Source organism: Variovorax sp. E3 (assembly GCF_016082275.1).
GTDB lineage: Bacteria > Pseudomonadota > Gammaproteobacteria > Burkholderiales > Burkholderiaceae_C > Variovorax.
On the sequence record NZ_MOWM01000105.1, the window covers coordinates 1 to 13,924 of the forward strand.

At 68.4% G+C, this 13,924-nt stretch carries 16 protein-coding genes; 7 read left to right on the plus strand and 9 right to left on the minus strand.

Going from position 1 to position 13,924, the window contains the following annotated elements; all coding sequences use genetic code 11:
• From BMG07_RS27810 to BMG07_RS27820, 3 genes are all read left to right on the plus strand, one after another.
• The coding region (locus BMG07_RS27810; RefSeq protein WP_374221330.1) for a MinD/ParA family protein at positions 1-491 on the plus strand (491 nt) is incomplete at its 5' end.
• 33 nt (positions 492-524) lie between these two features.
• Positions 525-1,259 (plus strand): RNA polymerase sigma factor FliA, encoded by a 735-nt coding sequence (locus BMG07_RS27815; RefSeq protein ID WP_198087241.1) that lies wholly within the window; start codon positions 525-527, stop codon positions 1,257-1,259.
• A gap of 105 nt (positions 1,260-1,364) precedes the next feature.
• A complete protein-coding gene (locus BMG07_RS27820) occupies positions 1,365-3,308 on the plus strand; it encodes a glycoside hydrolase family 15 protein (protein WP_269759449.1) in 1,944 nt (647 codons plus the stop codon).
• On the opposite strand, the gene BMG07_RS27825 is transcribed toward BMG07_RS27820, so the two are convergent.
• The 4 genes from BMG07_RS27825 to BMG07_RS27840 are packed head-to-tail and all read right to left on the minus strand — an operon-like array spanning position 3,274 to position 5,913.
• On the minus strand, positions 3,274-3,612 hold the full coding sequence (locus BMG07_RS27825; RefSeq protein ID WP_198087243.1) for an antibiotic biosynthesis monooxygenase: 339 nt from the start codon (positions 3,610-3,612) through the stop codon (positions 3,274-3,276). The genes BMG07_RS27820 and BMG07_RS27825 overlap by 35 nt on opposite strands.
• Positions 3,613-3,666: 54 nt before the next feature.
• Positions 3,667-4,563 (minus strand): NAD(P)-dependent oxidoreductase, encoded by an 897-nt coding sequence (locus tag BMG07_RS27830; RefSeq protein ID WP_198087244.1) that lies wholly within the window; start codon positions 4,561-4,563, stop codon positions 3,667-3,669.
• Complete coding sequence (locus BMG07_RS27835; RefSeq protein WP_269759450.1) at positions 4,560-5,147, minus strand: gluconokinase; 588 nt, start codon at positions 5,145-5,147, stop codon at positions 4,560-4,562. Before BMG07_RS27835 ends, BMG07_RS27830 begins: the two co-directional genes overlap by 4 nt.
• 4 nt (positions 5,148-5,151) lie before the next feature.
• A complete protein-coding gene (locus BMG07_RS27840) occupies positions 5,152-5,913 on the minus strand; it encodes an SDR family oxidoreductase (RefSeq protein ID WP_198087245.1) in 762 nt (253 codons plus the stop codon).
• A gap of 166 nt (positions 5,914-6,079) precedes the next feature.
• On the opposite strand from BMG07_RS27840, the gene BMG07_RS27845 reads away from it, so the two are divergent.
• Together BMG07_RS27845 and BMG07_RS27850 are read left to right on the plus strand one after the other, a co-directional pair.
• A complete protein-coding gene (locus BMG07_RS27845) occupies positions 6,080-7,033 on the plus strand; it encodes a 2-hydroxyacid dehydrogenase (protein ID WP_198087246.1) in 954 nt (317 codons plus the stop codon).
• Positions 7,034-7,049: 16 nt separating this feature from the next.
• Complete coding sequence (locus BMG07_RS27850) at positions 7,050-8,141, plus strand: L-idonate 5-dehydrogenase (protein WP_198087247.1); 1,092 nt, start codon at positions 7,050-7,052, stop codon at positions 8,139-8,141.
• Between the two features lie 39 nt (positions 8,142-8,180).
• On the opposite strand, the gene BMG07_RS27855 is transcribed toward BMG07_RS27850, so the two are convergent.
• Positions 8,181-8,741 (minus strand): TcpQ domain-containing protein, encoded by a 561-nt coding sequence (locus tag BMG07_RS27855; RefSeq protein ID WP_198087248.1) that lies wholly within the window; start codon positions 8,739-8,741, stop codon positions 8,181-8,183.
• Between BMG07_RS27855 and BMG07_RS27860 the strand changes: the two genes are divergently transcribed.
• Positions 8,736-8,930, plus strand: coding sequence for a hypothetical protein (locus tag BMG07_RS27860; RefSeq protein WP_198087249.1), 195 nt, complete (start codon positions 8,736-8,738; stop codon positions 8,928-8,930). The two genes, BMG07_RS27855 and BMG07_RS27860, sit on opposite strands and share 6 nt — an antisense overlap.
• Before the next feature lie 388 nt (positions 8,931-9,318).
• Positions 9,319-10,509: an elongation factor Tu gene (locus BMG07_RS27865; RefSeq protein ID WP_198087250.1), complete on the plus strand. Its 1,191-nt coding sequence runs from the start codon at positions 9,319-9,321 to the stop codon at positions 10,507-10,509.
• Between the two features lie 100 nt (positions 10,510-10,609).
• Here the strand turns inward: BMG07_RS27865 and BMG07_RS27870 are convergent, their stop codons facing one another.
• The 4 genes from BMG07_RS27870 to BMG07_RS27885 all read right to left on the minus strand — a co-directional run bounded on the left by BMG07_RS27870 (position 10,610) and on the right by BMG07_RS27885 (position 13,770).
• A complete protein-coding gene (locus BMG07_RS27870; RefSeq protein ID WP_198087251.1) occupies positions 10,610-11,770 on the minus strand; it encodes an ABC transporter substrate-binding protein in 1,161 nt (386 codons plus the stop codon).
• A 157-nt stretch (positions 11,771-11,927) separates the two neighbouring features.
• Positions 11,928-12,401 carry a hypothetical protein gene (locus tag BMG07_RS27875; protein ID WP_198087252.1) on the minus strand — a complete coding sequence of 158 codons (474 nt, stop codon included), beginning with the start codon at positions 12,399-12,401 and terminating at the stop codon, positions 11,928-11,930.
• Positions 12,402-12,460: 59 nt separating this feature from the next.
• Positions 12,461-12,730, minus strand: coding sequence for a DUF6434 domain-containing protein (locus tag BMG07_RS27880; protein WP_269759451.1), 270 nt, complete (start codon positions 12,728-12,730; stop codon positions 12,461-12,463).
• Between the two features lie 29 nt (positions 12,731-12,759).
• Entirely contained in the window at positions 12,760-13,770 is a 1,011-nt protein-coding gene (locus tag BMG07_RS27885) for a LacI family DNA-binding transcriptional regulator (protein ID WP_198087265.1), read from the minus strand.
• Between the last annotated feature and the right edge of the window lie 154 nt (positions 13,771-13,924).

Below are 13,924 nucleotides of genomic sequence, written 5' to 3' on the forward strand. Positions count from 1 at the left end.
CGCCGGGCGTGGCCGACGCCGCGACCGACCCGCGCGCGCTGTGGCGCGATGGCGTGGTCATCGTCGACGCCGCGCTGGACAGCGAAGGCCGCCTGTCGCCGCTGGCGCAGGGCGCCGACGAGCTGCTGCTGGTGCTGCAACCGCAGCCCGCGTCCATCACCACCGCCTACGGGGGCATCAAGCGCCTGCACTACGCGCACGGACTGAAGCAGCTGCGCTTTCTCGTCAACGGCGTGGCCGAGATCGAGGCGGCGCAACAGATCATGAGCAACCTGGCCAACGCCGGCAGCCGCTACCTCGCGCTGTCGCTGCAGGCGGCCGGCTGGGCGCGCTTCGACGAGCGCATCGCCGACGCGTGGCGGCTGAAGCAGACCGTGGTCGAGGCTTTTCCGGCGAGCGCCGCTGCGGTCGATTTCCGTCGCGTGGCCGACGACATGGGGCGCTGGCCCTGGCGCACCGGCACCCCCGCCGCCGCGCCCGTGGCCGCCTGAGCCGGTCACCCAGACAACCGCAAAAGGACGTCCGTGTACACCGCACAGGGAACCATCGAGAAATCGCACCTGCTGGCGCAGCACCAGCCACTGGTGCGCCGTATCGCGTTGCAGATGATGGCCAAGCTGCCCGCCAGCGTCGAGCTGGACGACCTGATCCAGGCCGGCATGCTGGGCCTGCTCGACGCGTCCAGCCGCTACCAGGACAACCGCGGCGCGCAGTTCGAGACCTTCGTCAGCCAGCGCATCCGCGGCGCCATGCTCGACGAGCTGCGCGCCAACGACTGGGGCTCGCGCGGCCTGCGCCAGTCGGCGCGCGGCATCGAGAAGGCCATTCACGCGCTGGGCCACCGCCTCGGGCGCGCGCCGACCGAGGGCGAGATCGCCAAGGAACTGAAGATGGACCTGGAGGCCTATCAGTCCATGCTGCAGGAGATCCAGGGCTGCCAGTTGCTCTACGTCGAGGACTTCGCGAAGGACGACCCCGACAACCCCTTCCTCGAGATGCATTCGCAGGAGTCGCGCCGCGACCGGCGCGGCGGCGACGACCCGCTGGAGCAACTGCTCGAGAGCGGGTTCCGCCACCAACTGGTGGACGCCATCTCGGCGCTGCCGGAGCGCGACCAGCTGCTGCTGAACCTCTACTACGAGGAAGAACTGAACCTGCGCGAAATCGGCGCCGTGCTCGAAGTGAGCCAGTCGCGGGTGTGCCAGCTGCACAGCCAGGCGATCAGCCGGCTGCGCGCGAAGCTGAAGGACGTGCTGTAGGGGCCAGGCCCGTTCGCCGCCCGAGGGCGCATGGGGCGTTGTCCGTCAGCGTTTCGCGCCGCCCTCCGGCGCGCGGCGCCGCGCCGGGGCCCCAAGCTCGGGCGCTTGTCACAGACGCCCAGCCCCACACTCCCACTTCCGCGGCGCGCCGCCGCACGTCCGATTGCCGACTACGCGCTGATCGGCTCGACCCACAGCGCGGCGCTGGTGCATCGCGGCGGCGACATCGAATGGCTGTGCCTGCCGCGCTTCGACTCCGCCGCCATGTTCGCGAGCCTGCTCGGCGACGAGGGCAACGGCCACTGGACGATGCGCGCGAAGAACGCCAAGGCGCGCATCACGCGGCGCTACCTGCCCGGCACCGTGGTGCTCGAAACCACCATCTCCACGCCCAAGGGCACGGCCACCGTCACCGACTTCATGCCGCGCCCCGCGCCCGACGGCACGCACGAGGTGGTGCGCATCGTGCAGGGCGTGCGCGGCTCGGTGGCCATGCACACCGAGCTGCGCATCCGCTTCAACTACGGCGAGTGGTGCCCGTGGGTCGAGCGGCGCGACGGCGCCGTGTACGCCGTGGCCGGGCCCGACGCGGTGCGGCTCAGCTCCGGCGTGCCGCTGACCAACGAGAACTTCGCAAGCCACGCCGACTTCAGCGTGTCGGCCGGCCAGTCGATCGCCTTCGTGCTCGACTGGTTTCCCTCGCACGAGAAGCCGCCCGTCACGCGCGACGCCAATGCGCTGCTGGCCCACACGGCGGCCGAATGGAACGCATGGACCGACCGCTGCGGCTACCACGGCGAGTTCCACGAGCCCGTGATGCGCTCGCTGCTCACGCTCAAGGCGCTGACCTACGAGCCCACCGGCGGCATCGTCGCGGCGCCGAGCACCTCGCTGCCCGAGCTGCCGGGCGGCGAGCGCAACTGGGACTACCGCTTCTGCTGGCTGCGCGACGCCGCGCTCACGCTCTATGCGCTGATCGGCTCGGGCTACGTCGAAGAGGCCAGCGCCTGGCGCTGGTGGCTGCGGCGCGCGGTGGGCGGCTCGCCCGAAGAGCTGCAGGTGATGTACGGCCTGCACGGCGAACGCTCGCTCACCGAACTGGAGCTGGGCTGGCTGCGCGGCTATGACGACAGCCGCCCGGTGCGCATCGGCAACGGCGCGCACGGGCAGCGCCAGCTCGACGTGTACGGCTCGGTCATCGCGGCCTTTCATGCGGCGCGCAAGGCGGGCCTGGCGGACATGGACAAGGTGTGGCCGCTGGAGCGCGCCATCGCCAAGCAGTTGATGGTGCTGTGGCGGGAGACCGACTGCAGCCTGTGGGAAGTGCGTGGCGAGGCGCGCCACTTCGTGCACTCCAAGATGATGTGCTGGCTCGCCTTCGACCGCATGATCGCGAGCGCGGAAGAGTTCGGCCTCGAGGGGCCGGTCGAGCACTGGCGCGCGGCGCGCGCCGAGATCCATGCCGAAGTCTGCGCGCGCGGCTACGACGCGGCGAGCAATTCGTTCGTGCAGTACTACGGCGCCGACGCGGTGGACGCGGCGTTGCTGTGGATGCCGCTGATCGGCTTCTTGCCGATCCACGATGCTCGCGTGCAGGGCACCATCGCGCGCATCGAGAAGGAGCTGATCTTCAACGGGCTGGTGTACCGCTACCGCACCGAGAAAGGCGTGGACGGCCTCGAAGGCGGGGAGGGCGCGTTCCTGGCGTGCAGCTTCTGGCTGTCGAACGTGTACGTGGCCATGGGCAAGGTGCGCAAGGCGCGCGCGCTGTTCAAGCGGCTGCTGGCGCTGGGCAACGACCTGGGCCTGTTCGCGGAGGAATACGACCCGGTCGGCCGGCGGCAGCTGGGCAATTTTCCGCAGGCGTTCTCGCACATCGGGCTGATCAACAGCGCGCATGCGCTGGTGTCGGCGGCGGGGGGCGTGTGGGAGCTGGCGGACCTCGACGGCAAGGCGCCGGCGAAGAAGAAGGCGAGATCAAAGCCGAAGGCGAAAGCGCAAGCGAAGGCGCCGCTCAAGCGGCCGCGAGCGCGAACTCCTCGGCGCTGAACACCGTGTGGAAGACCGTGCCGTCGAACATCTCGAACAGCGTCTTCGAGACCTCGCGGCTTTCGTAGCGTACCGGCGAGTCGAGCGCGCGGGCGATGTCTTCGCGGCTCGCGTAGCGGATGGACAGCACCATCGCCAGCTCGGGGTCGGCCACGTCGCTTTCGAGCTGGCGCAGCACGCGCACTTCGAGCGCGCCGGGAAAGCGGGTCCACAGCGGCACGAGCCGCTCGTGCACATGGCGGTCGAAAGCCTCTTCCATGCCGGGCTTGACCCGGCCCCTGAAGAACGCGCAGCGGATGAACATGTCTCTTGCTTCCTGTGGTGTGAATGAAAAATTGGCGGGCGACGCGCGGCCGCTTCAGTCGCGCGCGTAGCCGCTGAACTGCCGCATCATGGCCGCCGTGTCTTCGGCGCCGAGCCCGGCCGCGACGAAGGTGCGGTGCAGCTCCGACACGGCACCGGCGAGCGGCAGCGGCAGGCGCTCGCCCTGCGCAAAGGCCTGCACCGCCTCCAGGTCCTTGAGCATGTTGTCGATGCGCCCGGTCGGCGTGAAGTCGCGCGCGGCCATCTTCGGGCCGAACTCGCGCAGGATCTGGCTGTCGGCGCGGCCGCCGGCCAGCGCGGCGGGCAGCTTCGACGCATCGACACCGCCGGCCTCCGCCAGCCGCACCGCCTCGGCCACGGCCTGGAAGCCGATGGCGCACAGCAGCTGGTTGACGAGCTTGGTGGCCTGGCCCGCGCCGTTCTCGCCCATGCGGGTGTAGTTGGCGCACAGGCTGTCCATCACGGCGCGCGCGCGGGCCACGTCGTGTTCGCTGCCGCCGGCCATCACGGTGAGCTGGCCGAGCAGCGCCTTGGGCGCGCCGCCCGACAGCGGCGCATCGACGAAGCCCATGCCCGTGCGTTCGCGCAGCGACTGCGCGAGCCGGCGCGTGGAAGGCGGGTCGATGGACGACATGTCGATCAGCAGCCGGCGGGTATCGGCCGGCGCGGCGGCGATGCCGGCCTCGCCGAAGATCGCGCGCTCCACCACCGCCGCCGAGTTGAGGCTGGTGATGACGAAGTCGCTGGCCGCCGCGGCCGCCTGCGCGGTGCCGGCGGCCTGCGCGCCCAGCGCCACGAGCGCGGCCGCTTTTTCCGTGTCGAGGTCGAACACGTGCACGCGGTGGCCGCATTCGAGCAGCCGGCGCGTGATGGCCGAGCCCATGATGCCGACGCCGATCACGGCCACGCGCTGGGAGGGAGCTGTCGTCATGCGGGGGCTTTCAGGGGCGCGTCTGTCGCGTCTTTTGCATGTTGGAGGAGGCGGGCGCCGATGTCGGCCACGAGCAGCGCCACCGGCGTGTCGATGGCGGCGTGCCACGCATCGGGCTCGCTCGCGTCCGGCTTTTCGAGCGTCTGCAACTGGCTGTCGAGCAGGGTGGACGGCATGTAGTGGCCGGTGCGCTGCTCCAGCCGTTGGCGGATGAGCGCGGCGGGCCCGTCGAGAAACACGAACAGCAGGCCGGGCGACGCGGCGCGCAGCCGGTCGCGGTAGGCGCGCCGCAGCGCGGAGCAGGCGACCACCATGCCCTGCGGCGCGGCCGTGCGGTCGGCCAGGCAGTCGCCCACGCGGTCGAGCCAGGGCCAGCGGTCCTGGTCGCCGAGCGGCTCGCCGGCCCGCATGCGCGCCACGGCTTCGGGCACGTGCAGGCTGTCGGCATCGACCCACGGCACGCCGAGCACGCGCGCCAGCCCGGCCGCCACGCTGCTCTTGCCGGTGCCCGACACGCCCATCACCACCACGCACAGGCGTTGCGGCTGTGACTGCGGCTGCAGTTGCGGCTGCTGCTGGCCCATGGGGCTACAGGCTCGCGGTGATGCCGCCGTCCACATACAGGATGTGGCCGTTGACGAAGCTCGAGGCGTCCGAAGCCAGGAAGATGGCCGCGCCGCCCAGCTCTTCGACATCGCCCCAGCGGCCGGCGGGCGTGCGGCCCGACAGCCATCCGGTGAAGGCCTCGTCGGCCACCAGCGCCTGCGTGAGTTCGGTCTTGAAGTAGCCCGGGCCCAGGCCGTTGACCTGGATGCCGTATTTGCCCAGGTCGATCGCCATGCCCTTGGTGAGCATCTTCACCGCGCCCTTGGTGGCCGCGTAGGGCGCGATGCCCGGGCGGCCCAGCTCGCTTTGCACCGAGCACACGTTGATGATCTTGCCGCGCTTGCGCTCGATCATGCGTTGCGCCACGAAGCGGCCCACGAGGAACACGCTGTCGATGTTGGTGGTGGTGATCTTGTGCCAGGCGTCGATCGGGAATTCGGCGAACGGACCGCGATGCTGCATGCCGGCGTTGTTGACCAGGATGTCGATGGCGCCGATGTCGGCCTCGACCGCGGCCACGCCGGCTTCGACGGCGGCGGCGTCGGTCACGTCGAAGGCCGCGGCTTCGGCCGCGATGCCCTGGGCGCGCAAGGCGTCGCGCGCGGCGCCGAGCGATGCGGCGTCGCGCGCATTGAGCACGACACGCGCGCCGGCCTGGCCCAGTGCCGTGGCCAGCGCAAAGCCGATGCCCTTGCTGGAGCCGGTGACGAGGGCGGTGCGCCCGGAGAGATCGAACAGTTTCAAGAAAAGCTCCTGGAGGACGGCATGGGAAAGGCTCCGTTGAGGTGTGACAGCGTGAGAAAGTTACCGGTATCTTTGAGTGCAGTCAATGGGTGAAGCCCCTCGCTTGGCCTTTATCCTTCAGATGATTAAAGTTACCGGTATCTTTGATGAAACAGGAGACCGCCGCTTGACCGCTACCGCCACCTCGCCGCACGTGCTGATGCCGGGCACCTACCCCGAATGGGACATGGCGCCGATGCAGGCGGCCTACACGTTGCACCGCCTGTGGGAGGCGCCCGACCGGCAGGCCTTCATCGCCGCGCATGCGCCCGACATCCGCGCCATTGCCACGCGCGGCGAACTGGGCGCCAACGCCGAACTCATCGCCGCGCTGCCGAAGCTGGAGCTGATCGCCTGCTACGGCGTGGGCACCGACGGCATCGACCTGGCCGCCTGCCGCGCGCGCGGCATTCGCGTGAGCAACACGCCCGACGTGCTCAACGGCGACGTGGCCGACCTTGCCGTGGGGCTCACGCTGGCGCTGCAGCGGCGCATCGCGGCCGGCGACCAGTTCGTGCGCAGCGGCGCGTGGGCGCAGGGCGGCATGCCGCTGACCACGCGCGTGTTCGGCCAGCGCATCGGCATTGCCGGGTTCGGGCGCATCGGCGGCACCATCGCGCGGCGGCTCTCGGGCTTCGACGTGGAGCTGGGCTACTTCAGCCGGACGGCCAGGACCGACAGCCCGCACCGGCACTTCGCGAGCCTGACCGCCATGGCCGACTGGTGCGACGTGCTCATCGTCATCCTGCCGGGCGGCGAGGCCACGCGCGGCATCGTCAATGCCGACGTGCTGCGGGCGCTGGGCCCGAAGGGCTGGCTGGTGAACGTGTCGCGCGGCACCACCGTCGACGAAGGCGCGTTGCTGCAGGCACTGGAGACACGCGGCATTGCCGGCGCGGCGCTCGACGTGTTCCTGAACGAGCCGCGCATCGACCCGCGCTTTGCCGCGCTCGGCAACGTCGTGCTGCACCCGCACCACGGCAGCGGCACCGAGCAGACGCGCCGCGCCATGGGCGAGCTGGTGCGCCGCAACCTCGAGGCCCACTTCGCGGGCCAGCCCCTTGTCACCCCTGTTGCCTGAAGAAAGAAAAATCATCATGCGTCTGCGTTGCATGTGCCTCGTGATCCACGCCCCCGACGACTTGCGGCTGGACGAACAGGACGCCGGGGAAATCGGCCCCGGCCAAGTGCTGGTGAAGGTCGGCATGGGCGGCATCTGCGGCTCCGACCTGCACTACTTTCACAACGGCGGCTTCGGCACCGTGCGCATCAAGGAGCCGATGGTGCTGGGCCACGAGGTGGCCGGCACCGTGGTGGCGGTGGCGCCGGGCGTCGAGAGCGTGCGCATCGGCGACAAGGTCGCCATCAACCCGAGCCGCCCCTGCGGCGCCTGCAAGTTCTGCCTCGAGGGGCTGCCCAACCAGTGCCTGGACATGCGCTTCTACGGCAGCGCCATGCGCACGCCGCACGTGCAGGGCGCCTTCCGCAACATGCTGCTGTGCGAGGCCACGCAATGCGTGAAGGTGGCCGAGCACGTGCCGCTGCGCCTGGCCGCGCTGGCCGAGCCGTTCTCGGTGGGGCTGCATGGCGTGTCGCGCGCGGGGCCGTTGCTGGGCAAGCGCGTGCTGGTGTCGGGCTGCGGGCCCATTGGCGTGCTGGCCATCGCGGCGGCGCGCGCGCACGGCGCGGCCGAGATCACCGCCACCGACGTGGTCGACGAGCCGCTGGGCATTGCGCATGCCATGGGCGCCGACTATGTGATCAACGTCGCGCAGGACAAGGGCTGGGTGTCGCGCTACTCGGCCGACAAGGGCACCTTCGACGTGATGCTCGAATGCTCGGGCAACGAGCGCGCGCTGCGCGACGGGCTCGAAGTGATGCGCCCGCGCGGCGTGGTCGTGCAGCTCGGCCTGGGCGGCGACGTGAGCATTCCGCAGAACATGGTGGTGGCGAAGGAGCTGAGCATCTGCGGCTCGTTCCGTTTCCACGCCGAATTCGCGCTGGCGGTGAAGCTCATCAACGAAGGGCGGGTGGATCTGTCGCCCGTGGTGACGCACACCTTTCCGATGCTGCAGGCGCGGCAGGCGTTCGAACTGGCGAGCGACCGCAAGCAGGCGATGAAGGTGTTGATCGACTTTGCGGATGTGGGAGCGGGGGCGGGGGCGGGGGTGCAGGCCGTGGCGGCCTGATCGCGGAAGCCCCGTGGCCTGCGCGGCGGCGGGTCGTTTCTACCGGGTGTTGTCCTGATCGCGCACATGAAGAACGGTGCCGTCCTCCGAAAACTCGAGCGCCAGCGGCGCGTCCAGCATCTGGTATTTCTGCGCGAGTTGAAACAGTGCGTCCTTGAAGGTGCCCGTGAAGTTGCCGGCGCGTGCCTCGGGTGTGATCGTGTAGTCGCGGGTGCTGTCCCAGCGCACCTCGATGCCCACGGCGGAAGCCCAGTGCAGGATCACGCGCCGCAGCGATTCGTCTTCGATGGGCCATTGCGCGCGAACGGCCAGGGCCCTTCGATTGGCGAGCCAGGCGGCCTGCGCCTCCGGCGTGCTGGCCGCGGCACTGGCCGGAAGAACCGCTTCCGGCGCCGGGAGTGCCACGCCCGCCGGCAGGTTGCGCGGTATCTTTTCCACTTGCACTCCGGCCGTGGCGCCGGCGAGCGTTGCGACAAGGCACATGCCGATGCCCGCCCAGATCGAAGTTGCCATAGGGACGAAGGATACCGCCGGCTCCCGCGGTCCGGCCGCACCGGCATGCGCGACGAAAGGCCATGCGCCGTTGCGGCGTGCATGCAACGCTCCTGTTGCCCGATCGCGATGGCGGTGTTAGCCTTCGCGCCCCTGAAGATCAACCATCGCGACGCGGCCGACAGCCGGCCGCACCCGAGACCCATGAAGCAATTCCTGACCGCGCAAGACGCACTGAAGACCCGCACCGCGGCGGCGGCTTCGCTGCGCGCCTTTGGCGCCGAATTGCTTTCCTAGAGCCCTTCCACCCGGAGGCTCGGCCTCCTGAGTTCCACAAGACCCGGTAGGCCCCAAGCCACCGGGTTTTTTGTTTTCCGCCTGCTTCATCGGAGATTTGGACATGAGCACTGAACGAGACCTTTCTTTCGCCGCACGCGCTGCCAGCGCGGTGCCGTGCGTCGGCTCCGTGGTGGAGTTGTTCGTGTAGAGCCTCCAGGCACTCGTGCGCCTGGGGGTCCATCCCTCAGGCCTTTGAAAGAAGCCTGTCGGGTGGTCCACCCGGCAGGCTTTTTTTCGCCCGCATCGCGGGCACCGTGAGTTTGGCGCGCGCGCCGACAACCCGCCGGATGCTTCGCCTGGCCAGTGAAGCGGATCGGCTTTTTTACTCTCAACTGGAGAAACCAAAATGAACAAGGTTCATGTGAATGTCGGAACCATCGGTCATGTCGACCATGGCAAGACGACGCTGACGGCTGCTCTTACCTTCGTGCAGGCTGCCCGCATCGGCGGCCGTGCGCTGTCCTATGGGCAGATCGACAACGCGAAGGAAGAGCGCGAGCGCGGCATCACGATCAACACCTCGCACGTCGAGTACGAATCGGACAGCCGCCACTACGCACATATCGACTGCCCCGGGCATGCCGACTACATCAAGAACATGATCACCGGCGCCTCGCAGATGGACGGCGCGATCCTGCTGGTCGACGGCACCGAAGGCGCCGCGCGCCAGACCATCGAGCACGTGCTGCTGGCGCGCCAGGTGAACGTCGGCCACATGGTGGTGTTCGTGAACAAGATGGACCTCGTCGGCGAGAGCGACCGTTCGGACATCGAGCAACTGATCGAGATGGAGATCGGCGCGCTGCTGGCGGCACACGGCTACGACGATGCCCGCTTCGTCTTCGGCAGTGCGCTGAAGGCCCTGGCCGCCGCCGAGCGCGGCGACCTCGAAGGCGCCGACGTGCAATGCATCGTCGCGCTCGTGAACGCGTTGGATTCGTGCATTCCCGATCCGGTGCGCGACTACGGCGCGCCGTTCATGATGCCCGTCGAAGGCGTGCACACCATCACCGGCCGTGGCACGGTGGTCAGCGGCCGCGTCGAGCGCGGCGTGATTCGCGTCGGCGACAGCCTGGAGATCGTCGGGCTCAGTCCGGACGCGGACGAGCCGGTGGTCGTGACCGGGGTGCAGTCGTTCCACAAGGATGTGGCCGAGGCACGCGCGGGCATGAACGTCGGCCTGCTGCTGCGCGGGGTCAAGCGCGACGGTGTCGTGCGGGGCCAGGTCGTGGTGAAGCCCGGCGCGCTGAAGCCGTACCGCACGGGGCGTGCGCAGATCTTCGTCCTCGGCAAGGACGAGGGTGGCCGCCACACGCCGTTCGGTTCCGGTTACCAGCCGCAGTTCTTCTTCGGCACGACCGACGTGACGGGTGTCATTCGCGTCGACACCGAGACCGGCATGGTCGAGCCGGGCGCGCAGGCGCAGATCGGCTTCGAGCTGAACAAGCCCGTGGCCATCGAGAACGGCATGCGCTTTGCGATGCGCGAAGGCGGAAAGACCGTCGGCGCGGGCATCGTGACCGAGGTGCTCGGCTGAAGCGCTGATGCAGTACTTGCCCCTGTCGTCTGCTGGTCGGACGGCAGGGGTTTTTTGGACCCGAGTGCCAGCCTGCGAGAGGCCGGGTCCGCTGAAGGCGCTATCGGCAGTCGTTCCAGTACCCGTCGGGGCTCGCTTCGAGCGGCATGGCCGTCCGCTTGAGCGACACGCGGCCTTGCGCGTCCTTGGCGACGATGAAGATGTGTCCGTCCTGAACCGGGAACCCGTTGCGCAAGAACTTGAAGCCGCTGCGCACGGACTGGAATCTTGCCGCGTTGAGTGCGTTGCGCAGGCCGGCGCGGTCGGTGGCGGAGCCGTTTGTCTGCGTCAGCGCGCTGTCGATCAGCAGCGCCGCATCGAAGCCTTGCGCGGCGTATTGCGACGGGATGCGCCCGTATCTCTTTTCGAAGGCGACGACGAAGGCCTGGCTCGTCGGGCTCGGCAGGTCGGGGCCCCAGACCGCGCCCGTCAGCACATGGAGCGCGTCGTCCTTGAGCAGCGGCAGCGTCGTGCCGTCCACCGTGCCGACCGTCAGCAGCGGCACCTTGTCCAGCAGGCCCGAGCGCTTCATCTGCCGGATGAAGTCGACGCCCATGCCGCCCGGCAGGAACACGACCACCGCGTCGGGCGCGACACGCTGGATCTGCGCCAGTTCCGCTGAGTAGTCGGCCTGGCGCGGTCGGACCTTGATCTCGCTGACGACCTCGCCCGAGTAGTAGCGCTTGAAGCCGCGCAACTGGTCCTGGCCCGGCGCGTCGTCGGGCGCAATGAACAGCGTCTTCCAGTAGCCGCGGTCGACCGCATACCGCCCCACGATTCCGGCCTGGTATTCGTCCTGAGAAGAAGCGAAGACGAACTTGTTGTTGCACTGCTTGCCCGCGATCGCTGCGGGGCCGGCGTTCGAGCCGACGAACAGCATGCCCGACCTGGCCATCGGCTTGGCCATGGCCATCATCACGTCGGAGAAGGTCACGCCGGTGATGAAGCTGACCTTTTCCTTGTCGATCAGGTTCTGCGCCAGCTGCGCGCCGAGCTCGGGATCGTGCTGGTCGTCTTCCTTGAGGACCGCCACCGGAACGCCGCCGAGCATGCCCTGCCGTTGCTCGACCGCCAGCATGAAGCCGTCGTACTGTTCCTGCCCGAGCGCCGCGCCCGGCCCGGACAGCGTGCCGATGAAGCCGATTTTTACTTGCGCCGAGGCGAGCAGCGCCGTGGCGCCCAGGGCGCAGGCCATGAAGATCGAGCGAATGCGATGGGTCAAGGGGTTCCTCGTGGATGGGGTTGGCGCAAGGAAGCGAACATGCACCTGCTTCTGGCCGGATTGCGTCGAACCTGGTTTTGAGGCCGCACCTGGCATCGGCCAGTCAAGACATTCTCCGATGCGCGGCCGTGCGGCTCGAAACTTGGTCCATCCAAGGCTATGCGGACTCGCAGTGAAAGGCCCGCTTCAGCGCATCGACGAGCGCCGGGCCGTGTCCGAAGTGGTTGATGAATTCCGATGAAAATTCGTCCACCAAATACACCAGGCTCGAACCCTCGCACGCCTGTGTCGCTATCTCGGGGGACTCGATCGCCAACGCAAACAGGAACGAAAGGGCTGCCTGATTGCCACGGGGCTCATTCATCCCGTGCGGCTCTCCCAACGACGTTCTGTAGGACGAGAGTTGGTCCTGAACCTCGCGCCATTGGGCGGTGGACAGCGCCCCGTTTCTTCGCAATCGCATGGCGTGGACCCAAGACTCGGCATCAACCGGCCATTGCTCCCGCAGCAGTTCCAGCGCTTCTTCGGCGAAGATGGAAAACGAGCGAACGTGGTTGCCCTCAGGAAGTTTGAGACCGCTTGTTTGCCTCAAGTAATCTTGATATTGATCTCGGAAGTCTTGGGCACTCACTCTGTATTCAATTCAAAAGCGAAGCGGGATGTAGTCCAGGCTGGCGCATGGCCTCCAGGTCAGTGCGGGGGCGCACTGACAAAGTGCCGCTCTGCACCTCCATCAGCCCCGTGCAGCCTGCTCCATTCGTCAGCCACCTGACCCATGCTCTTGGGCTCCCCATTCTTGATCCACGCCATGAACGCCCGATCGAACCTGAGCGCTTCACCGCACTCGCGCGTCAAAAACCGACGGACGTTCTGCGTGTTCCTGTAGGTCTCGTCGACCCGGGTGGCCCGGGTGATGGCGTCTGCGTGCCAGTCAAATTTCATTGGGTTGCGCAGCGCCATCAGGCCGCCAGAACATGCCGTTCATCATGCTAGGAACTCTCCCGCTGCTCGATGTGAAACGGAATCAGCACCGTCTCCGCCGGAGGCCGATGCCCTTCACGCGCGCCGTCGATCACGCGCAGCAGCAGGTCTCCGGCCGCCTTGCCAAGACCCACGCAGTCCATCGCCACGGTGGTGATGCGCGGGTGGCAGGCGCGTGCCACTTCGAAGTCGCCGAAGCCCGCGATCGCGATGCGGCCCGGCACGTTCCAGCCGCGCCGCTGGCATTCCATCAGCGCGCCGAAGGCCGAGAGGTCGGACACGCAGATCACCGCGTCCACATCGGGCCACTGGCGTATGAGCTGCGCGACCGCTTCGCCGCCTTGCGCCATCGAGATCGGCGGCTGGCCGAAGCTGATGACGCGGCCGTCAGGCAGCCCCAGCTCGCGGATCGCTTCCGCATACCCGCGCTGGCGGTCGGCGCCGCGCGTGTCGCGGTTCGACGTGCCGCCGATGAAGGCGATGCGCCGGTAGCCCTTGCCGTGCAGGTGCCGCACCATCGTTGCCGCCGCTTCGGCGTTCGAGAAGCCGACCGTGTGCTCGATGGGCTGGGCCGGCAGGTCCCAGGTCTCGACCACCGGCACGCCGGCGGCCTGCAGCATGGCGCGCGCGGCGGGCGTGTGGGCGCCGCCCGTGAGGATCACGCCTTCGGGCCGGCGCGCAAGCATGGCGCGCAGCAGGCGTTCTTCGTTCTCGACGCGGTAGTCGGTGTAGCCCAGCAGCAGTTGCAGCCCGCGTGCCTCGACGGCCGCGGTGATGCCCTGCGCGGTCTCTGAGAAGTTGGAATTGTTGAGCGACGGAATCAGCACCGCGATGAAGCCCGAGCGCTTGCTGGAGAAGGTGCGCGCGGTCTGGTCGATGACGTAGCCCATCTCTTCGCAGGCCTGCAGGATGCGCTGGCGCAGCGCCTCGGATGTGACGCGGTCGCTGCTGGCTTCGCGATTGAGCGCGCGCGACACCGTCATCTTCGACACGCCGACGCGCGCGGCGACGTCGGCCATCGTTGCCGGGCGGGACAGCAGGGGGGCGGGGGCTTTGGGCGCGGGCAAGGTGTGCGGTCTCTGGATGTCGTCGGGGTCGAGGGAGGATATGCGACCTGCGTCTCGGTACCGATACCCTTTGAATCGATGATTTGATAAAAGAAAGCATACAGCC

Excerpts from the sequence above, each read along its gene's own strand:
- BMG07_RS27825 (WP_198087243.1), bottom strand. The coding sequence starts at position 3,612 with ATGTTCATCCGCTGCGCGTTCTTCAGGGGCCGGGTCAAGCCCGGCATG.
- BMG07_RS27830 (WP_198087244.1), bottom strand. The coding sequence starts at position 4,563 with ATGACGACAGCTCCCTCCCAGCGCGTGGCCGTGATCGGCGTCGGCATC.
- BMG07_RS27835 (WP_269759450.1), bottom strand. The coding sequence starts at position 5,147 with ATGGGCCAGCAGCAGCCGCAACTGCAGCCGCAGTCACAGCCGCAACGC.
- BMG07_RS27850 (WP_198087247.1), top strand. The coding sequence starts at position 7,050 with ATGCGTCTGCGTTGCATGTGCCTCGTGATCCACGCCCCCGACGACTTG.
- BMG07_RS27860 (WP_198087249.1), top strand. The coding sequence starts at position 8,736 with ATGCAACGCTCCTGTTGCCCGATCGCGATGGCGGTGTTAGCCTTCGCG.
- BMG07_RS27865 (WP_198087250.1), top strand. The coding sequence starts at position 9,319 with ATGAACAAGGTTCATGTGAATGTCGGAACCATCGGTCATGTCGACCAT.
- BMG07_RS27880 (WP_269759451.1), bottom strand. The coding sequence starts at position 12,730 with ATGGCGCTGCGCAACCCAATGAAATTTGACTGGCACGCAGACGCCATC.
- BMG07_RS27885 (WP_198087265.1), bottom strand. The coding sequence starts at position 13,770 with ATGGCCGACGTCGCCGCGCGCGTCGGCGTGTCGAAGATGACGGTGTCG.